We start from the raw sequence: 21,473 nt of genomic DNA, 5'->3' as shown, positions 1-21,473 counted from the left end.
AAGGTTGGACAGCTTATTTCTTTCAATTTTGAATGTATCTCCCTTATCGCGTCATTTCAACTAGTCGACGCCTACAGGGGTTAACTTTACTTACTGGATATCTTCCTGCTAATCTTCATTTATTTAATTAGATTTTACAAAATCCTCGATCGGTTGTTTCAAATCTGTCGGAATCAAATAAAAGGAATAATTGTAGTCTTTTGCCAGAATTTGATATTTTCCCAATGGTTGCGATACATCTGTCCAAGTATCATTTCCGCCAACACCCATCTGTTTTAAGTCGACATTTAAGGTAATCTTATCTTCCTTTTTCAATTTAAACCAGTGTTTTGCTTCGACGATTGCTTTTTGTGAATAAGGCCATGCACTCATAAACAGCGGCTGCTCGCCGACAACCAAAAGACCTGCATTTTTATTTCGAAGGTGCATCCAACGAACATCCATCCGATTTCCATTCTCCTGCGGATAAAGATAGTGCTCCATGAATTGATCAATATTCATGTGATAAACACCGAGATCAAATCCATAAGCACGATCAGGGTAGTTTTCCATTGGCCCTAGGCCATAATATTGGATATCTTCAAATGTAGGATTGATCCCCATTTGAAGTCCTACTTTCGGGATATTAGGTAACTCAGCCTTCACCTGAAGCTGGTAGTTTACCGATACAATACCTGGATTTTTCACCGTATAGATCACTTTTACCTGTGCAGAATCAGCCGCAAGGGCATACAGTGTCTGTATTTCATACCCTTGATCTTTTTCCTGCGCGTTTACCGACACTACTTTTGGTGTGCCATACCAGTATTTTAGTTTTTTCTCCGGTTTCCAGCCCCGGCGGTCATTGTCCGTAGCCGGCCGCGTAAAGTTTGGGCGAATGGCATCTTTGATTATTTCCTGTCCCTTGTAATTAAACGCAGTCAAACTTCCAGTCGATTTGTCAAAGCTAACCTGAAAGTTTTTGCCTGCGATCTGATACTTATCGGCAGTTTCTGTTTTGATCAATTGACCTCCTTTGTATGATAAAGGTCGTAGGACATTGGATTGTTCCTGCAATCGAACCTGCGATGAAGAGACAACAAATCCTGCTGGTCCCCATGCTGTCGCTTCCCGTAAACGAAACTGAATATCGAGCTGATATTCCTGATCTGCGGCACGCTTGAAAGGTAAATATTTGGCAAAGCTTACCTGGGCAGAATCGCCTGCGGCCAGATTCATGGCCGATATCGGCACTTCTTTCACCAGCAGCCCATTTCTGCGGAATAATAAGACAGCATCATAATGATTTAGGTTGAGCTCCGCTGATCTATTTTTGACTTGTACCGTGGCCTTTTCTGGATCAACCAAAGTGACCTCTGCAGGCTGATAGATTCGTTTATTCTCGTACATCGCCGCTTTTGGTCGCCCCCAGGCATCGGTGATACCATTCAAACTAAAAGCGCCATTGTGTACTTTTTCGCCAAAATCACCACCATAGGCCAATACTTTACCATAAACGGAATCTTTGCGAATCAAGGCCTGATCCTTATAGTCCCAGATAAAACCACCGATCAAACGGGGATGTGCACGAAAAATATCCCAGAAATCGCGAATGTTACCAGTCGAATTGCCCATGGAATGGGTATATTCAACAAAGAGAATCGGGCGATGGTCGCCATTGTCCTGATTTAAGAGTAATGAAGGAGTAAAAATACCGGGATAGAACCGCGATACCATATCAACATAATACTGATCCTTCACATTTTGAATCCGGTGCGAGTGATCGTTGGATTTTGGATAACGTGGGTCCGAAGGATCGATATAACCCGGTAGTTGGTGGCTTCCCATTGCCGGTTCGTAATGTACAGGACGTGTGATGTCGAAATCATGGATCCAGGCAGCCATCGCGGCTGTATTCGGACCTCTTCCAGATTCATTTCCCAACGACCAGATGATAATGGAAGGATGATTCTTGTCCCGTTCCACCATGCGTGTGACACGTTCCTGAAGTGCCGCCAGCCAGGAGGGATCGTTCATGAGTTTTCCACCAAGTCCATGGGTCTCCATATTAGCTTCATCCATCACCATAATACCATAACGGTCACAGAGCTCATAGATGTAGGGATCATTCGGATAATGAGAAGTCCGGATAGCATTAAAATTAAATTGTTTGATTTGGCGAATATCCGCTTCCATATCTTCCCGTGTCAGTGCCTTCCCGCGTTCAGGATGGTGATCATGACGGTTGACACCATAGAGGTACGTCGTTTTACCATTGATCAGGAGTTTGCTATCGTTTGGAGAGAAAGCGATGCTCCGAAACCCTACTTGACAGGTCTTCGCTTCGAGCAAACGATTTTCTTTGTCGTAAAGCGTCAGTACCAAACGGTAGAGATTAGGTTCTTCCGGCGACCATTTCTTTGGATTTTTGATCGTCGTTTCCAATAGTCCAAACTTCACATTATCCAATCTCGGATAGATTTCATCAAAGATAACCGAAGCATCTTTTTCCAATGGTTTGTCGAGAATAGGCTTATTATTGCTATCATACAACTGTGCTTTTAGCGTAAAACCGTTGATACTGTCGCCTGAAAAATTATCAACTTTTGGACGAAGCGAGAATTTGGCATCTTGATAATCAGCACCTAAAGTTGCCTGCCAATGAAAATCAGCAATACGCACTTTTGGCTCGGCCATCAAAAACACCTCCCGGTGAATACCGCTCATGCGCCAATGATCCTGATCTTCTAGATAGGAAGCATCGCTCCAACGCAAGACTTGGATAGAGATGCGATTTTTACCTTTTTTAAGATAAGGTGTGGCATTAAATTCAGATGGCAAGCAGGAGTCTTCCGCATAACCTACGTATTTGTCATTAATCCACAACTGATAGGCAGAGATAACACCACCAAAATGTAAGGTAATATTCATTCCATCCCATGATTCGGGCAATTCGAATGTTTTTTGATAAGACCCTACACCATTGTAATCTTTGGGAATGCGCGGCGGATCAATTGGGCTAAATGGATAGACTGCCGAACGGTAAATGGGAATATCATAACCTTTCATCTCCCAATTGGAAGGCACCTGGATTTTGTCCCATCCCTTGACCTCGGATAAATGAAAATCTTGAGGTGCATCGGCCGGTTTGAAGGCAAATTTAAAATCCCATTCGCCATTCAAAAAGAGCATCCGTTTGTTTGTTTCTCTTTCATTCTTCAAGGCTTCTTCAAGTGTGGCATAGGAATATCCTGTCGCACGTGAGGGGTCTCTATTGATGGAAGTAATCATCGGATTTTCCCAAGGCGCGGCAATCTGACCATTTGGTACCGGTGGGATGACCGCTGGCTTACCGTCTACCGTTTGCGCCTGTACTGAAACCGCAAACATCGACAGCAACAAGGCAACACTCAGCTTGGACACGACTATTTTTTTATATAACCTAGTATTTGTAATCGACTTCATATGCTATTCCTTTTTCCAAAACGAGCTCATAGTCGTTTCCTGAGATATGTTTTACTTGACCGTGTTTCACGCGTGGAACAACCTTGCTCCGCAGTTTTAATGTCCCTGTTCCAACAGGTGATTTTACCTTGATCTTGTTTTTCGACACGTAAAGTTCAATCTCACCCTTTGGTGTTGGTATTTTTCCCTCCATCCACGCTAAGGATGCCAAATAGGGCTTGATTTCGTACTGCGAATAACCCGCAGCCGTTGGTTGTACACCAAGATAATACTTGCCCAGCAAATAGATCGGGCTTGCTCCCCACGAATGACAAAGGCTCTTACCAAAATCTCTTCCATACATCGCATAGTGCTCGGCTCCTTTTTTTGCTGGATTAAATTCTTCCCAGAAGGTCGTCGCACCAAGTTTTAGCATACCGCCCCAATAGTCTTTCATTTCTTTCATCACATAGTCCTTTTCACCAAGTGCACACAAAGCTTCAAGTTCGTAGTAACGCATATAAGGCGTGGTAATCTGTTGTACCTGATCATTTAACAAGACATTAGCCTTCACGCCTGCCTGTTGCTGTTCGTTCAGATAATTAAAGAAAATCGCAAACATATTGCTGTAGCGTGTCACGTTATCGGTTTGCTTACCATCAATACGGCTATGTGCAAAGGCTTTTTTCTGATCGTTCCAATAATAGGCAAATAGCTTATCTTTGAGTTGTTGAGCTTCTTGTTGATAGTGTTGGTTGTCTTTCGGCTCGTCAACCAAATCGGCACACATTGCCATGGTTTCGAGACTGCGGCACAGCAATAATTGTTCAAAGCTCACTTCCCCTTGCTTGCTGAGACCTTCGGCCCAGTCAATAAATACCCAATCGCCAGCTAAACCTTTCATCAAACCATCGCTATTTCTTCTATCCAAACAAAACTGCATCAGACTTTTCATACGTGGATAAATACCGGCTATAAACTCCTTATCACCGGTATAACGGTAATAATCGGCGATACTCAAAAACCAATAGAAGGTATAGTCCATAATGGTGTTGATATGGCTGATCGTCGGTTCTTTACCCCGTAACGCTAAAATAGTTCTCTTGACAGCTTCGGAATCAAAACCCAAATAGTAATTCATGGCATACGATTGATAGGCGTCACCACTCCAGATCCATCGATCACGTTTGATACCATCAATAAAAAACTCACGTGTGGTTAGTTCCATGGTATATTTGGCGACATCCCATATCTTGTTTAATTCATTATCGGAACTACGAAAGAATCCGCGATCTGCAACTGGTAAGTATTCATATTCCATGGATATTTGATCAAATTTTACCGATCCTTCGGGTTCTAAATAAACAAAGCGGAAAGCTTTGGATAGATCAAGTGTACTATCTTGTGGCTGTTGATTATGTACCTCAAGTAAATCGATGGTCTCACTGGTTTTCGTCGAAAGTGCCTCCTCTCGGGATTCGCCATAATAGATGTTCAGGCGACCTGTCCCCACCAGCTTATGCAGAGTAAGAAAACCAAATGTATTTTTTCCGAAATCGACCAAAATACCATTACCTTGTTTTTCTTGCGAAAGCGCTTGTTGTGGTTTCACGGGCAATTTAAACGTAGATGGTCGAGCTGTTGGTCCGTTAAAGTTCCATTTACCGGCCTTAACATAGCTTGTTCCAGATTGATCAGACGCTTTACCTGTCTCGTCAATCCATTCCTTATCTTCATAGGTTGCGTTCCAATCGCTATCTGTCGTTACGTTTTTTCCTGCAACATACAGCGCGGGAACATTTCCTTGATTGTAAACTTTAATATTGATTTTTTGCTTCCCCTTTTGAAGATGCACTTTAGCAGGTGTCCCTGGAAGCATTTTCCCGTTGATCTTGACATTATATTTGCCTTCGGCATAAATACTGATTTCTTCATCAGCAGGCAAATCAAATTCTTTACTGAACTCGACAAGAACATAGTGACTATCCATCTTCCAAAACGGTGGAAAGAAGGTTCCTCTGTCCGTACGGCGATTTTGCATGTTGTTGCTCAACCACACTTCATAATCTCCAGGATACCAGATCCAGGTACTTACCTGTTGTGCAAATGCTGTCGTTGTTGCAATTAAACAACCTATAATTAAAATAATTTTATTCATATTCGAATCATTGTTAATCAATTCACTAACACCAAAACCAACGTTAACTTCGGCGGTATATGTGTTTTTCACTAGTAAAACACGCGCTATATTTTTTTCAGTTGCTCACTAAAAAATAAGATGAGACACAACTTAGGCTTTTGCCGGTTTATATCCTTTCAGTGCAAACCATAAAATAACAAGATAACAGACCAAAGGTACACTATAACCAATCTGCGTATTATCATCCAGCGCATCAATAATATTTCCGGTCACAAAGGGAAATACGGCTCCGCCGACAATTGACATAATCAACCAGGAAGAGGCTTGTTTCGTCTCGTCTCCAAGTCCAGCAATACCCAAAGAAAAAATCGTAGGAAACATAATTGACATAAAGAAACCAAGTCCACCTAGCGCATACAAGATGACCATACCTGTACCCGAAATGGCTACAGTTGCCAATATAGCGCAACAAACAGCATAAATAGCTAATAAACGCTGGGCTGTCGTATAACGCAGCAATAGGGTACCGACGAAACGTCCGCCCATAAAGAGCAAACCATATACACCTAGAAAATACCCCGCAGTCTTCTCATCGACACCTGCTCCCTGCTGTGCCATACGAATAAAAAAACTGGTTACACAAACCTGTGCTCCAACATAGAAAAACTGCGCGATCACAGAAAAACTCAAATGCTTGTGTCGAAGTACAGCAAATAATCCCGACTTTTCACTCGTCTCTCTTTCTGCCTTTTCACTTTGAATTTCAGGAAGTTTTATAAACAAAAAGACAAATGCTACAACTAACAGGATTAAACCTAATATCAAATAAGGCATTTTTACGGAAGACGCTTCATGGAGCAGATATGCCAGGCGATTGCTTTCTGTCATAGCCGACAATTCCGTTTCTGAATAGCTCGTACCCGACAAAATAAAGGTCGTACCTACCACTGGAGCGACCATTGCCGCCAATCCATTAAAGGAGGCCGCCAAATTAAGGCGGTGTGTTGCTGCTTCGGGCTTACCCAAAACTGCAGCATAAGGATTAGCCGCTGTTTCTAATAAAGCTAGTCCACAACCAATAATAAATAAAGCCAGTAAAAAGAGCTCATACATCCGGTGATCTGCCGCAGGGATAAATAAAAATGCGCCGACGGAAAAAGTAAGCAGCCCGAGAATAATAGACAACTTATATCCCCACTTGCGTAATATATAACCTGCGGGTAGTGCCATAATGAAGTAAGCAAAGAATACGGATGTATCAACCAGTGCCGATTGGCTGTTATTCAACTGACAGGCTTTTTTCAAATGCGGGATCAGCACACCATTTAAATTATGGGCCATACCCCATAAGAAAAACAGGCTGACAATCAGAATAAACGGAAGGAGATAGCCCTTATTAGACGATGCCTCTGTTAGCTTGATTGATGATTTTGTACCAATTTCCATGTGATGATAGGTTAAATTGAAACTTCCTTACGTTTTGCTAGCAGGATATGGTCTGCGACCAACACCACTTCACCATGTTGATTGATAATTTCAACATGCTCAACTACGGTACCGAATTCAGGCTTTTTTGCATCGGATTTTTCAGAAATAGTCACCTCAGCGTGGATGGTATCGCCAATAAACACGGGCTTGACAAAACGAAGGCGATCGTAGCCTTTGGAAAATGCTTCCGGATTAATAACTGAGGCCGTCAGTCCGATACCAATCGCAAAGATCATTGTTCCGTGCGCGATGCGCTGTCCAAAAGGTTGGGTCTTGCACCATTCCGCATCGAGATGATGTGGAAAAAAGTCGCCTGTATGTCCAGCATGAACAACAAAATCTGTTTCGGTAATCGTACGGCCCAATGTCGTCCGTTTGTCGTTTAATATATAGTCTTCAAAAAAAATCGATTCAAAATGCATATTGTTTAATTTATGTTTATAACCTCTAGTTCCTGCTCGCTGATCTCCAATCTTTATTTTCTAGTCTCTACGATAGGTACACCGCCCTGAGCACTGCTTTTATAAGCAGCCTCCACGACGGCCATGGTCTCGATAACATCCTCCACCGCCGCCGGTAACACAGCAATTTCGCCCAGTTTAAAGCGTATCAAGCTACCCATGCTACCGATAAAGGCATCGGGGAACCAAGTCCCTTCGATCGGGAATTGTACCCACTGCGGCTTACTACCGTCTGTCGGTTTGATGCAATATTCAAATACATCGGGCACGCCGTGCGGATAATCCATCAATAAGCCCATCGTAGCTTTGATCGCTCCTTTATTCCCTTCCCATTTGATGTAACTTTCTTCGTTGTGCGGTCCAAATTCATGGTCGTGATTGGTATTAACCACCGCGTGCATAGTATCCCCATAATCAAATAACAAGGTTGTCCGGCTCGAAGATAGCTCTTTGGCTGGATGCTTCAAGGTCTTGGCATAAACCGATGCCGGTGTACCCAAAAAGGAACGGATCAGGTCTATATAATGCACGCTATGGTACAGTATTTCCAAACGCGGATGCACCATCACGTGTGGAAAAAGCTGCCAAGGGGTATGCACGGCTACGCGCACCTCCATATCGTAGAGTTCGCCGATGTAGCCCTGATCGATCAGCCAACGAGCCGCATTGACAAAAGGCGCCTGACGCAACTGACAGTTGATCGCAGCCACCAAACCCTTGCGCTGGCAGACCTCCAGGATTGCCTGGCTATCGGCATAGTAATCGCCCATCGGCTTTTGGATCAATACCGCTGCTCCATCGGGCAAAGTCTCCAAGGTTTCGATATAGATATCCGGCATAGTCGTCATATCGTACACCGCATTTTCGGGTGCTTGCGCGACGGCATCCGCCACCGTATCGTACACATTCGGAATACCGAAATCCTGTGCCAATGCTTCTGCTTTCGCCCTTGTACGATTGACAATACCATGCACATGAAAGCCGGCCTTACGATAAGCAGGGAGATGTGCATCTTTTACTATACCGCCTGCGCCTATTATAATAATGGGCAAAGACGTTTGGGGTAATAGGGTTTTATATTGAATGTCTATCCTATCCATGTATTTAGTTTTTTCTGTGCTTTAGTCAATAATGAAAGACTACTCTCCTCGGAATTAATCGCTGCTATGACGGTCTCATCAATGATATGTGCAATCTGCGGCCAGTTGGCCAAGCACGGTAATGTACGTGCAGTATCATGCAATTCAGCCAATTTATTATAAAAGGGTATCATCTGATTGATTTCGGAATCATACCAGGTGGAGTAACGACAGCCTACTCCTCCTTCGACAGTAAGCAGCTTATCTTGTTGGCGTCCGACTGCAAAACGTATAAAGTCATAAGCCAACTGCTTATGACGGCTACCTTCTGGGATTGCATACAACCAATACACATTTAATGAAGGAGACATTCCCCCTTCTGCTGAAGGAATGGCTGCTACATCTACCTTACCTTGCACTGCCGACGCCGCATCAATTTGTGCCCAGGATGCAAATCCAAACCAATTGACCATCATGGCTACTTCTCCCCGCGCAAAGGCGGCACCGGCCTGCACGGATTCATAATTGGCCGATTCGGGGTGCAATCCCCTACTCTCTTTAAATAACCCTCTATAAAAATCCAATGCTTCTACAGCCAATGGCTGATCCAGCTTAACAGGTATCTCTTCTTGCTGCAAATCGCCTCCACGGGACCAAAGTTGAATACAGAAATCGAATACTGCATTGTGTCCATCCGGATAACCGGCAAACACGGTTCCGTACAGGTTATCTTCCGGACGGGTAAAAAATGTGGCAACGGTTAAAAAATCAGTCCAGGTTGTTGGAACAGCCAAAGGCTTTCCGTAAAGCGCGTGAAAACGGCTCTGCTCCTGTGGGTCATCGAACAGATCTTTCCGGAAGACCAGGCATTCAGGACCATCATGAAAAGGCAAACCAAACACCTGTCCATCAAAACGTTGTAAAGCCTGTAAACTTTCGGGCCATGCACACTCCACTTCTTCGGGTGGATATTGATCAAGCATAAGATCGAGATTAGCTAAACCTTTCGTATCGTAAGCACGTGCGATCCAATCGGTATTGATATGGACAATATCCCAGTCACCATTATAAAGGCCTTGGTTCTCAAAGAAGGCTGCTGTCAATTCCTCTAAATCTAATGGAACAAACTCTATCTCCATATCCGATGGATATAGCTCCTGATAAGCCGCCCAACATTTCTCCATGGCACGCTCAAAGGGGTCGAATTTCCGGACAGCAAAACGTAACTTATCCATACAGTTCCTCCAGTATTTTAGCGGTGTGCTCACCTAATTTGGGCGAACCTTTTGTCGCAGTCAAACGCTCGCCATCGATACGAATCGGACAACGGGTGGTCTCATAATGGAAGCCGTCGCCCATCGTTACTTCTTGTAGCATTTCTAGCACTTTAAAAGCATCGTGCTCGGTCAAACGGCGCCAATCCAATACATCGGCACACCAGATGTCTGCTGCTTCCAGTATTGCTAACCAATGCGCCGTAGATGCTGTTGCCAAGTGTTCCGTTAATATCGCTTTAATGGTATCTCTTTCGCGGAAAGCCTGTTCACCGTCCGCGAAGCCTTCCAGCGCTGTGCAATCTAATAATTTGGTAAGAAAAGGAATAGAGCCCATAGCAAGTGCCAGAAAACCATCTTGGGTACGATAAACGCCATATGGCGCAGCCAAATATGCATGTGCATTGCTCACCTCGCTACGTTGGGGTAACAATTTACCATCACGAAAATAGGTTGTGACAGCCTCAAATTGTATATCTACAGCAGAATCCAACATACTAACATGCACGTGTGCCCCGATTTGGTGTATCGCACGACGATACAGGCAAGCCAAGAGGGCACTACATAGATTCGAGCCGGCAAACATGTCCACAATGGAAAGTCCCATGGCCACTGGACCATTATTTGCGTCGCCACTCAACCAGGTCATCCCGGTAAGTGATTGCAATAATAAATCTTGTCCAGGTCGTTTCACCCAAGGTCCTTCTTTTCCATACCCTGAAATTTCTCCATAGATCACCGTCGGATTGATCTCTCGGACACTTGCATAGTCAAAGCCCAAACGTTCCATGACACCTGGACGAAAATTGTGCAGCACCACATCTGCCCGCGCGATTAAATCACGTATGATCTGTTTGTGGGATTCACTTTTTAAGTCCAACACCAGACTTTCTTTATTCCGATTAATGGCATGAAACACCGTTGAAGTACCATTGAGTATGGTATCCGAGGTATATAATTGCCTGCAAATATCACCCGTCTCTGGTTTTTCTATTTTTATCACCCGCGCACCTAAGTCGGCTAGCCGTAAACTTGCTAATGGGCCGGATAAAAATTGACTAAAGTCGACTACGGTATAGCCTGCTAATGGTAACATATTAATTTTCTAAATAATCGTGAACAATTGATGCGGTATGCTGGCCCACTTTTGGTGCAGGTTTGTCCGCATATAAACGCTTTCCATCAATCTGGTAAACACTACGGGTGGTGGTTAGCGCGGTACCGTCTTGTAAACTGACTTCCTGCAACATCCCTGTCTCCTTAAAACCTTGCTCCTCAAAAAAACGATGGTAATCGTTGACTGCACCACACCAGATCCCTTCCGATTCCAAACGGGATACCCATTCGCTAGTGGTCTTCTGGCACAATACCGTAGCAAAGGCCTCCAATATTTCATCACGTCGCGAAAACCAGGTTGAAGCATCTTGATAAGGCTCACTAGACAGACCTATTGTTTCTGCAATATGTCCCACATTGCCCATAGCCAAAGCTAGATAACTATCTAGTGTCTTATAAAGTCCATAGGGTGCACTTAAATAAGCATGGCCTGCGCCTCGAACAGCCGAGCGCTGTGGCAACTTACGTCCATCATTGACATGTGTGGTCAGCATTTCAAACTGCATATCCAACACAGATTCAAGCAAACTGACTTCAACAAGAGCGCCCTGTTGGGTACGGGCATGTTTCAACAATGCCGCCAATATACCTTGTGTCAGATGTGTCGCGCAATACATATCGACCACAGCCAATCCAAAAGGTACTGGTCCATCCTGCGCACAGCCCGATAGCCAAGAAAGTCCCGACAGCGACTGCACCAGCAAATCCTGACCCGGTTTTTTGGACCATGGCCCTTCATTACCGTAGCCCGTTACTGTGGCATAGATCATCTTTGGATTGATTTTCCGTACGCTCTCATAATCCAAACCGATCTTTTCCATCACCCCCGGACGGAAGTTATGTGTCATTACATCCGCCTGACGGATTAATTTCTTAATATTTTCCAGATCATTTTCGTCTTTCAAATTGGCCGCATACGATTCTTTATTTCTATTAATGGTATGAAACACCAGGCTGCTCTCATCTACAAAAATATTTTTAATCGCAATCTGTCGTCCGCCTTCTCCGGCGCCAGGACGCTCGATTTTGACAACTCGGGCACCGAGATCAGCCAACCGCAGGCCAGCGGTTGGCCCGGCCATAAATTGTGAAAACTCGAGAACTAAAAGTCCTTCCAGTGGTTTATTATCCATTGTCTTCTTTGTCCACTAATGATTCCCGATACATCTTGTTCATCTTTTCTAATACGGCAACTTCATCCCCGCCCTGTCTGAGATAGTCAACTACAATATCACCGGCGTGATCCTGAAAATACAGATGACCATCATACCGCGGGCGCAGATAGGCACGCTCCAATGTAGGCAGGGTATTTTTAAAATATTCGGCCGTATAGGCGTTGACTTGCTCATCTTCCCAAGCACCTAAATGTCCCGGCTGACCACCATTTTCGACATATAATGTTGACTGAATTTCTGGTGACGCAACAAATTGGGCGTAATCCATACCCACAGCAATATGTTTGCTCTGAGAGGATACTGCTAATCCCGCACCACCCAGTGTGCTAATCATTGGCGTACCGTTTAACGACACTAAATCATGAAAATGCAATACTTTACGGGCATACCCAGTTCGCGCATAATTGGAATAACCATACGCAAATGGACAATAGGCAATTTCATCCCGCTGCGTCATTTCTTCGAACACTTTGAACGGATTTTTCTCATAAAATCCAGCATCCAATTCATCCGCAAGTGATTTGAATAATTTTAAGACCTGTACTCCGACGGCTTCGCTGATTACTTTTTCGTCGTTTTGGCAGGGTTCTTCACCCAAAGAACAACAAAGACCATAAAAGTGCATCAAAGAATCAATCGGCAACAGTGAAAATCCAACCCGTCCTGCTTTAGCTAAGGCCAAGACTTCTTCAAAGGTACGCGGGAGCGGCACACCTAGCGAACGTAAAATATCTGGGCGACTTGCAGCCACTGGTGTCGCCGCATCTGTAGCCAAGGCCCATTGCTTGCCTAGAAAGTTGTAGCTTTCATAAGACTTCCCAACACTATTCGCCTGTTGACCGGCCAAAAACTCCGTGGACAGATAATCATCAAATGAAGCCAGCATCCCCTTAGCAGCGGCATGTCCAGTCCACGGATGATCGATCACCAACAGGTCATATTCCTTGGCTAAATCCGTTACCGACTTATCAGCGAATTCCTGCAAAGAACGTTTTGTCCAAACAATCTCTACTTCCGGATGTAATTCTTCATAACGTTGTGCCGTTGCAACCATTGGCACAAAACCTCGCGAATGCCCCCAGGTAATCCCCTTTAACCGGATTTTCTCTGTCATTGTATTTGTGTATTATTTTATGTAGTCTTGTTGAGATCCTTATCAACCATTTGATTACCAAACATCAAGTTATTCTAATCTCCAAAAACAGTAAAACATAACATTGTAGTTGTAGCTATTTTTATCCTGTTCTTCTTGATTATCCAGGCAAGATAATATAGCATAAGCAGCGCAATACTGTAATCTAATGTTGGTATTAAATATGTTTATAATCTTTTTCCCTTCTAATGCTTTTTCGCAATGAAAAAAGCGGTTTATAATATTCAAATATAAATACAATATTTGAATATAAAAATTTAACCTGTTTTTTTTGGATCGCTAAAAACGCCTCTTCAAATACTTTTTTTATCTTTATCCCAATCATTTGTTAGCAAAATATTTTATGACATTAAATAGCTCCGATAAATATAAAGCGCCAGCACTCGAAAAGGGATTGCAGATCCTGGAATTTCTGGCCTTGCAACCAACGGCGCAATCACAATCCGAGATCGCCCTTGGCTTAAATCGAAGTCCCAATGAGATCTATCGGATGCTTGCATCGCTGGAGTCAAATGGCTATATTCATCGTGATCAGATTTCATCCAAATATTCGCTTTCCCTGAAGTTATACTATCTATCGCATCGCCACTCTTTTGTAGAGAAATTACGGGCCACCTCATTATTGCCAATGCAAGAGAGCTCCAATGAAATTAAGGATCCATGTCATCTCTGTGTGATCTACGATAACCAAGTCATGGTAATTTCCTACGCCAAAGGATCATCCCCCATCAGCATCGTAGTTGAAGAAGGAAAGCTGTACAATACTTCACAAACGGCTTCTGGCAAGCTTCTTTTAAGTTTTTCAGATGCTGAAAAAAGAAAATCTATTTTAGGAGCTGATCCCTATTACAAAAGCTTAAAGAAGACAGAGCGTCAACAGTTTGACAGCGATTTGGAAGATATTAGAATGAAAGGATTTTATGAGATGCCCAGTGCTTACGCAGAGGGCATTATCGATATTTCCGTCCCTATAGGAACCAACGAAACAGGTATAATCGCCTGCCTCACTGTTTCAAAACTCATCCGACGTCAAACTGAGCATACTGTATCCACGGAGGACATTGTAACAAGCCTAGAAAAATGCCGATCACAAATTGAATCCAATCTCGGATTAAGGTGAAAAAGTCATTTCAACACCGTGTACAACAATAGCATTACGACAAATAAAATTGTCCAAGCGATCTTAACCCGGTTACTTGGCTTGCCCATCTTAATCTCGACCATATGCTGATGTGCTAATTCGTAAGCTGATTTTGGAAGGAGCAACGACACACCAATTCCAATAAGCAGCAATAGAACAAACAAACTGAATGAAAGCATCAAGTAATGCGGCCAAAAAGTATAGACATCTTTAGGAAATATCCAAAGATAACATATTCCTGTGCCCAAACTTAGTAGCGCTCCTAAGGTTAAAATGGTATTAATAGCTGCTCGATTAGTCCGTTTCCATAACACAGCCATCAGGAAAGCGACCGCTAAAGGGGGCGCGATAAATCCAAGGATAGATTGGAACACATCAAAAAGATTAAGTCCTTTAATTTGATCGATCGCCAGTGCGACGAAAACCGAAGTTAAACAGCCCACAATCACCGTATATCGGCCTATCTGCGTAATCTGCTGATTGTTTGCTTTTGGTCGAATATGCTTGAGGTAAATGTCCATGGTGAACACCGTACTCAAGGAATTAAGCGACGAACCAATGGTGCCCACCAATACAGCAATTAACACCACGATTACCAATCCATTCAGGCCTGTAGGAAACAGGTTAGTCACCATCGTCATATAAGCAAGTGATGGGTCTTTAAGTCCCGGAAATAAAACCGAACAGATGATACCGGTGAGGATAAACAACGGCAAGGAAAGTATCTTGAGCCAAGCGATAAAGTTAATTCCTAGTTGCCCCTGTTCGAGATTCTTGGCTCCCAAAACTGATTGTACCATGGCTTGATCCGTACAGAAAAAAGCGATCGCTGCCACTGGATATCCTAAGGCGATGGCGTACCAGGGGTAATCTGGATCACTCGCAGGTCTGATCAATGACCAATAGCTAGTCGGAGTCTGCTGTGCCAAAGCACTTAACCCTCCGATTTTGGACAATCCCAGAAAAGTTAAAAAGGCCGACACGGCGATCAGCAAGATCATCTGAAAGATATTGATTTTAGCAACTGTCTTTAATCCACCCGTATACGCAAACAGACCGGCTAGGGAGACTAAAACAGTAACCGATTGCCACATTGGAATACCTAAAATCTGCCGCACTAAAAATCCGCCAGCAAATAGTCCCAACGACAACCATGAAATAAGCATTTTTACCAATGAATACCAAGCCAGAATAGTCTGCGTATTTGGACCGAACCGCTTGCCCATAAACTCGGGTAAGGTACGTACTCCAGTAGCAATATAGCGGGGTGCGAACACCACCGCTAACAAAAATAAATAGATAAAAGCATACCAATCAAAATTGACTGCAACGATACCTGTTGTATAACCTACTGTAGCGAATGCGAGCAGCATAGATGGCCCAACATTGGTCGCCCACATATTGAAGCCAATACTGTACCAGCTTAAGGATTTGCTGGCTAGGAAGTGTTCTGCCCCTTCTACCTTTTTACGAGATGACAAGAGGCCGATTGTCAGTAATACTAACAAATAGGCTACGACGATGCAATAGTCGTAAATGGTTAACTTGTCTAAGATACTGTTCATCTTCCTAAGCTCAAGTCGACACCATATCTTTCCAGCAGTTCCTTTGGACGGACAGGCTTTCCTGTTGTCAATGATTCATCCATAGCTTGCAATAAAGCTATTGTCCCAATACCTTCTTTCATATCTGGATAGGCTTCCTCTCCAGTACGTATGGCTTTTGCAAAATGCTCTAGGTAATTTTGATACTCACCAGCGTGATGGCTTTTTCCTTCAAAACGGAAATAGTGTTTTAGTTTATGCTCCCAAGTCAACATGCGCTCTTCACCGGTTTTATCGGTAATCGCATAACGAAGGTCCATATAGTCAGCCTGGCTCGCCCCTTCTGTCCCTCTTAGAATACAGCTCATTTCGCTATCGCGTGTGACAGGCTGCACCGGCCCCGTATACGCCCCGCTCACACGGGCGACCCGGCCATCTTCGGCTTTAAAAATAAAATGCATCGTATCAACATTTTGAAGCCCACCTTTTTTCCCATTAGCACTCAACATGCCATAGCCCATCACCTCTTCAATATTGGGGAGGTACCAGCGGATGAAATCAACTGGATGGCTCAATCCTCCATAAAGCCATTTGAAAGAAGACTGCAAAGACCAAGGTTTGTCCAAAAACCAGCGGTGATCAGCGTGATAATAACCTTCGATCGTAATTAAGTCACCAATAAGTCCAGCGTCAAAATCTTCTCTTTGCTTTTTTACCGGTTCAAAAAAACGGGAACTCTGTCCGACAAAAACACGTTTATTTTTCTGAGTTGCGCGTTCCAATAAAGCGTTGGCATCAGCAAGATTATCGATAAAAGGTTTGGTACAGATGACGTGTTTGTCATGTGCCAATGCTAGCTCGATGTGCTTCGCATGTAGATGATCCGGAGTATATATCGCAATGGCTTCAATATTCTCGTCATCCAGCATGGCCTGATAGTCATTGGTATAAGCATGAAAGTCAAACTCTTTCATCCGCTTGCGCCCAAGCTCTTCATTCAGATCGCAAATCTTGACCAATTCGATGTGAGGGCTTTGCAATGCGGCTGACATCGTACTGCGCCCCTCACCTAATCCTAAAATCCCTAATTTTAACTGCTGTATATTTTCCATTTTACTGTTTATAAAAAATCCATGTTTCATTTTTTCGTGTTCCGGGAATACCTTCCTGATAGGAACTCATGAGTTTGTTCCACTCCACAACTCGTGGATTATCCTTGGTTGTCAACAGATCAATTGTTTTAAAATCCTGTCCTTTTGGAAAAGAAATATATAACATCAGCTGACGCCCATTGCGATAGACGAGCACTTCGTCAAATCCAGCGTTACAGAAACCTGCCGCAACCTCGGGCCATTCTTTAAATTGTGTTTTATGTGCGTTGTAATAGGCCTCCTGTTCTTTCTTATCATCGATCAATTGGGCGGTCAGTAGCACAAAATCGGTATCAATCTCTTTTTTACCAGCACAGCGGCTTCGGTCAAAGTCGTAGAACAGATCGGTAAACAATTTGTATTCAACCTCAGGATAATGAGCAATCCACGCACTCGCTAATTTTTTACCAATCTCATCACTGGTCATGACGAGCGTGTAATCGTTCCATCGATATATCTGTTCAGCACCCACTCCTTCTTTTGCCAAAAATCCTTTGATTGCTTGTGTTGTCAATTTCTGTTGCGGATCATAGATCTGGAAAAAAACAGGTTTGGTAAAAGGAATATAGGCGTTGAAAGATGCATTTTTAGGAATTGATCGTTTTTCAGACAACAAATAGGTATAACGCAGACCGATGCCTGCTTCGTCTTTGACCCAGGCATCCGCATCGGGGCCATTTTTTATCCACTCAACACTCGGCCCATTGGCATTTTGCAATATTTTATTAGATGGGAACCAGTTGTTACTCACATTCATATAGGCAGAACCCTCATCGGTATAGAGATAAAACCAATGCTCAGGAATATGCGCATAAGGTGACACATAGATGCTATCGATATAATTTTCCTGAATTTTTGTTCCGGGTTGTGCCGATAAGGTGTAAATACCAGCTACATCATACATGTATTTACCATAACGTGTGATCTTATTTTTTAAAACACGATTATTTCGCATGGCATTGACTGTAGGTGTCCAGCCCCAGCCCAAGCTAATTCCTGTGTACGGAAGATCCAGCAATTCATTGTTCGTAATAGCTACATTGCGGACAAATCCGGCGCCAATCCCCACCGTTCCCCAATCCTCATTTCCAATATCTTGGATTAGATTGTTGCTGATGACAACACCATCGGTCAAGATACGCTCGTTGTTGGGCTGAAAAGGCAAATGTGCTTCCATTTGTTCGTCTGAGAACTGACCGAGCAATATTCCGGATCCGCCAATATCCTGAAATAGATTTCCATTTAAACTATCTTTTAAATTGCCCGCCCGATAGTCTATGCCTGTCGCGGCCAAATGAGCAAAACGGCAGGCAGAAATTTTCGTAAACGCGGTATGACTAAGTAGAACCGCAGCTTGCGGCCGACCCAACCAAGCCTGATTTTCCAGCCCAGCTTTATCAACAGTCCCCGGCTTAGCTAATTTATACGCATCCAAAAAATACATACCTGCCTGTAAAGCAACATGACCGTAATAATGAGGTCTTAACCAGGCACTATGCTGAAATTTCAACCCTTCGATATACACATGGCTAACAGGCGTCTCTAATGTACCTTGCATTGTCAGAATTGTCTCCAGGTAAGGAGCCACAACATCTAACTGGTCTAAATTTTCATCAGGTCTTTTGTAATAATATACCTGATGATTTTCTTCATCTAAATACCATTCTCCAGGTTGATCCAAGAATTCAAGCGCATTCACTAAGCGAAAAGCAGAGTTGCCATGTTCTTTGGATAGCCATGGCTTTGGCCAAGGATGTTCGTTCTGAATTTTCCCTTCCGGTTCATGAAAAAATAGTGTGATACTATCTCTAGTAACAATCGTCTCACGAATGCGAAGCTGTGCTATTGCCCACCATTGATGGATAAAAAATTCCATTCCGGCTTTATAGTGAAATTTTTCAGGAAATACGTTAGGAATAATAGCAGCCTGCTGCTTAAAATCCCAATTAATAATCCGTGGCAAATGGGCATCATCATGACTTTCTGCACGAATCGCCTTACGTGAGCCAACCCACAATTGGCGGAAAGAAAGGTATTTGCCACCGACCTGGGGTGCATTTGCCACCATAACATATTTGGCAATAGCAGGATCCAATCGCTTGTCATTTTTTACGGGCTGCCAACCTTCAATAGTAACCCCTCCGGACAATATAGCTTCTCTGCCCACTGATTTTATCCATGTGGGACTTTGGGCAGTCCCACTATCTTCAGGTCGGATAAAAATTGTTTGGGAAGGCACATATTGTCCGTCTTGAATCCAGATTGTGATGCCATGATGCATACGCGGATCGTTTAATCGTCGCCATTCCTTAGCCTCACGCAGGGCATCCTCCAAACATGAAAATGGAGCTCCCCGGGTGCCATCCCGTTGTTCCTTCTTGCTTTGTTTACCCACATAGATCTCTCCTCCCTGAGCTGAGAATGCAGCTAGCGAAAAAAATATAAAGACCCCTATGAGAATTGTCTGCTTCATCTGTAAATAATTTTAAAATATCATACTACTTCGTTTCACCTTGGCTTATGGCCTCAGAACAATGCTATCAATAGCCATTGTTCTGAAGAAATTCGCCGGGGTTGCTAATGGCGTCCATCTGTCCCTGCGGAATTGGCCGAAGGCCGTGTACACCATCCTTAAAATATTGTCCGACATCAGGATTGACCGCCATCAAATAAGACCGGTTCAATTTGCCCAAGCGTTTCAGGTCATACCAACGTGTATACTCGCCGCACAGTTCACGAGCACGCTCATCAAGTATAAACTGGGCAGTGATATCTCCAGCAGTAATCTGCTTGGCCCCGACCCGGTCGCGTAGTACATTGATGTAGTTAGCGGCTGTTCCATTTGCACCGTTCAAGTGAAAGGAAGCTTCGGCAGCAATGAGATACACCTCTCCCAGACGCATAACAGTAGCATAAGCGTCGCTGGTAAAATTGTTAGCCTTGGGACTGATTAACGAACCTGAATTAAATTTTACCAAAGATGGATAGAAACTAATAAATGGGTTGTCCACCTGTCCAGGCTGCTGATTTATCCGTGTATATTTCATTTTCACTTTGTGGTCAGCACCGTATAGATCTTCTAGGTCTAGCCAAATATATTTTTTTTGAAATTGTATCTTTTTTTCTTCGGCATAACCAGTCTCTCCCTCACGGGCAACTTTAAGCGCTAGAGCTCCTTTCGGGAGATTGGTTCCGACAGCGACAGTATTTGCATCACGATCGAACTGCACAATAGCATCCCTGCTCCAATTGTAATCAGCATTGGAAAGCCACTGCGTCTGGAAAGAAATCGCATATCTTGGATCTAAGGTATTATCATCATTTTTAAATACATCAAGCAGGTATTTAGTCGGCATAAATGTTCCTCCGGACCACCGCCCAATTTCGGTTTGAAATCCAGCGGACTGTATCGCTCCAAATGTTGTCGGCGTACAATAGAACCGTTTAAAATCATTGTTGTGATCGTATACGTTGGTGGACCCATACTCCTGAGAATAAGGAATCTGGTAAAGTGCTTCGGCGTTTTTCTTATTATTTACCGCATTAAAATTGTCTATAAAGGAGGCATACAAACGCACATTATAACTCGCTTGATTATCAATCAATTTTTTTGCCGTCTGCAAAGCTTCCTCCAGGTACTGATTGGTATTATATTCTTTTGTCTGCAAACAAACCTTTGCCAATAGACCCAATGCAGCTTTCTGACTTGGTCGCCCGGCTTCTGTAGGTCCTACAGGCAAGTGCTCTGCCGCAAATCTCAGATCGGGCAGGATACATTTTTCATAAATTTCCAACACAGGTGTACGTATGGCGGCAGTATTGGCTGTAGTTGTCTCCGTGAGATTGAGCGGACAAGGACCAAACTGTTCGACCAAATGGAAATAATACAATCCTCTTAAAAAATAAGCTTGGGCAACTTTTTCCAGTTTTTCCTGCTCACTAGAAAAATCTTTGACCTGATCTACCCTACCGATGACAATGTTGCAGTAATTGATGGCATCATAAGCACCATTCCAGTAATCCTTAGCCATGTCTATGGACATGGAGCCACCGGAAGCATATTTTAAATAATTTTGGTTGTTATTTGAATTGAGATCGGAAGTCCATAAATCTGTTCCTCCTTCGGTAACAAGTAAGAAGTTTCGCCCGTAGAAATAACGTGGCAAATCAAAATAACAGCTATTGATTAGTTTATCGAAACCGGCCTTATTTTCTGCGACTTTATCCACAGTGACCCCTGAGGGATTATATTCATCAAGACCACAGGAATTTATAAAAAGGCCAGCACATAACAGTATATTAAAATAGTTGATTTTCATAACATATTG

General features: G+C 43.4%; 14 protein-coding genes. 1 reads left to right on the top strand and 13 read right to left on the bottom strand.

Annotation, left to right across the window (positions count from 1 at the left end; all coding sequences use genetic code 11):
* Positions 1-123: 123 nt before the first annotated feature.
* The 9 genes from B3E00_RS02040 to B3E00_RS02000 are packed head-to-tail and all read right to left on the bottom strand — an operon-like array spanning position 124 to position 13,270.
* Positions 124-3,444 carry a glycoside hydrolase family 2 TIM barrel-domain containing protein gene (locus B3E00_RS02040; protein WP_293936563.1) on the bottom strand — a complete coding sequence of 1,107 codons (3,321 nt, stop codon included), beginning with the start codon at positions 3,442-3,444 and terminating at the stop codon, positions 124-126.
* Positions 3,422-5,653 (bottom strand): trehalase family glycosidase, encoded by a 2,232-nt coding sequence (locus B3E00_RS02035; RefSeq protein WP_349681456.1) that lies wholly within the window; start codon positions 5,651-5,653, stop codon positions 3,422-3,424. Before B3E00_RS02035 ends, B3E00_RS02040 begins: the two co-directional genes overlap by 23 nt.
* Before the next feature lie 60 nt (positions 5,654-5,713).
* The gene (gene fucP, locus B3E00_RS02030) at positions 5,714-7,009 is read right to left on the bottom strand and encodes an L-fucose:H+ symporter permease (RefSeq protein WP_293936560.1); all 1,296 of its coding nucleotides are present in this window, start codon (positions 7,007-7,009) and stop codon (positions 5,714-5,716) included.
* Positions 7,010-7,020: 11 nt separating this feature from the next.
* Positions 7,021-7,473, bottom strand: a complete 453-nt coding sequence (locus B3E00_RS02025) for a MaoC/PaaZ C-terminal domain-containing protein (protein ID WP_288809038.1) — start codon at positions 7,471-7,473, stop codon at positions 7,021-7,023.
* 53 nt (positions 7,474-7,526) lie between these two features.
* Positions 7,527-8,612, bottom strand: a complete 1,086-nt coding sequence (locus B3E00_RS02020; RefSeq protein WP_293936556.1) for a Gfo/Idh/MocA family protein — start codon at positions 8,610-8,612, stop codon at positions 7,527-7,529.
* Entirely contained in the window at positions 8,600-9,826 is a 1,227-nt protein-coding gene (locus B3E00_RS02015; protein ID WP_293936553.1) for an extracellular solute-binding protein, read from the bottom strand. Before B3E00_RS02015 ends, B3E00_RS02020 begins: the two co-directional genes overlap by 13 nt.
* Positions 9,819-10,961 carry a CaiB/BaiF CoA transferase family protein gene (locus B3E00_RS02010; RefSeq protein ID WP_293936550.1) on the bottom strand — a complete coding sequence of 381 codons (1,143 nt, stop codon included), beginning with the start codon at positions 10,959-10,961 and terminating at the stop codon, positions 9,819-9,821. The genes B3E00_RS02015 and B3E00_RS02010 overlap by 8 nt, the downstream gene beginning before the upstream one ends.
* A 1-nt stretch (position 10,962) precedes the next feature.
* Positions 10,963-12,114, bottom strand: coding sequence for a CaiB/BaiF CoA transferase family protein (locus B3E00_RS02005; RefSeq protein WP_293889413.1), 1,152 nt, complete (start codon positions 12,112-12,114; stop codon positions 10,963-10,965).
* Positions 12,107-13,270: an ABC transporter substrate-binding protein gene (locus B3E00_RS02000; protein WP_293936548.1), complete on the bottom strand. Its 1,164-nt coding sequence runs from the start codon at positions 13,268-13,270 to the stop codon at positions 12,107-12,109. Before B3E00_RS02000 ends, B3E00_RS02005 begins: the two co-directional genes overlap by 8 nt.
* A gap of 382 nt (positions 13,271-13,652) precedes the next feature.
* On the opposite strand from B3E00_RS02000, the gene B3E00_RS01995 reads away from it, so the two are divergent.
* Positions 13,653-14,429, top strand: a complete 777-nt coding sequence (locus tag B3E00_RS01995) for an IclR family transcriptional regulator (protein ID WP_209578213.1) — start codon at positions 13,653-13,655, stop codon at positions 14,427-14,429.
* 5 nt (positions 14,430-14,434) lie between these two features.
* Here the strand turns inward: B3E00_RS01995 and B3E00_RS01990 are convergent, their stop codons facing one another.
* The 4 genes from B3E00_RS01990 to B3E00_RS01975 form a co-directional block, all read right to left on the bottom strand.
* Positions 14,435-16,015, bottom strand: a complete 1,581-nt coding sequence (locus B3E00_RS01990; RefSeq protein ID WP_293936546.1) for a sodium:solute symporter family transporter — start codon at positions 16,013-16,015, stop codon at positions 14,435-14,437.
* Positions 16,012-17,106 (bottom strand): Gfo/Idh/MocA family protein, encoded by a 1,095-nt coding sequence (locus tag B3E00_RS01985; protein WP_293889410.1) that lies wholly within the window; start codon positions 17,104-17,106, stop codon positions 16,012-16,014. Before B3E00_RS01985 ends, B3E00_RS01990 begins: the two co-directional genes overlap by 4 nt.
* Position 17,107: 1 nt before the next feature.
* Entirely contained in the window at positions 17,108-19,618 is a 2,511-nt protein-coding gene (locus tag B3E00_RS01980) for an L-rhamnose mutarotase (RefSeq protein WP_293936544.1), read from the bottom strand.
* A gap of 67 nt (positions 19,619-19,685) precedes the next feature.
* Positions 19,686-21,464: a RagB/SusD family nutrient uptake outer membrane protein gene (locus B3E00_RS01975; RefSeq protein WP_293936541.1), complete on the bottom strand. Its 1,779-nt coding sequence runs from the start codon at positions 21,462-21,464 to the stop codon at positions 19,686-19,688.
* Positions 21,465-21,473 lie beyond the last annotated feature (9 nt).

Source organism: Sphingobacterium sp. UBA5996, from assembly GCF_002429765.1.
In the GTDB taxonomy this organism is placed as follows: Bacteria; Bacteroidota; Bacteroidia; order Sphingobacteriales; family Sphingobacteriaceae; genus Sphingobacterium.
This window is presented reverse-complemented; position numbering and strand designations above follow the sequence as displayed.